Source organism: Dellaglioa sp. CoH-56-MRSF-13 (assembly GCF_056782095.1).
This window is the reverse complement of record NZ_JBXAYC010000085.1, coordinates 1-380: the sequence shown is the minus strand read 5'-3', so window position 1 is coordinate 380 and position 380 is coordinate 1. Positions and strand designations below refer to the sequence as shown.

1 protein-coding gene is annotated in these 380 nt (G+C 47.4%); it reads left to right on the top strand.

Annotated features, from left to right (window positions below; all coding sequences use genetic code 11):
• On the top strand, nucleotides 1–324 hold a 324-nt coding region (locus tag AC1RP1_RS08010), incomplete at its 5' end, for a hypothetical protein (RefSeq protein ID WP_481762719.1).
• Nucleotides 325–380 lie beyond the last annotated feature (56 nt).

The window sequence follows — 380 nt, the reverse complement described above, 5'->3', positions numbered from 1 at the left end:
ATTCAGGGTAACCCAAACGTCATCAACGAAGTGTTCTACATGTTCACAGACAACTGCCAATTCGGGCAGAACTTCGTGGGCGCGAAAGCAAATGCGGTACTGATATCTGGCACCACAGCGACCGTACGTATCATGAAGTACCCAGCGTCAACGCCCAACACAGGAACGCAAGTAGGAACACTTAACATAGACACAGTGAACGGCAACTCGTTTACGAGTGTTCAATCAACCACGACGTTTGCTCCGGGTGATCAGTTCTCCTATCAATTCGCGACTACAAACATTTCTCTAATAACCATTACACTTCGTGGCACTTGGCTATAAGGAGTAGAAAATGCCAGCACAATTCATTGCGTCGGCCGAAGGCTTCGACATTTATC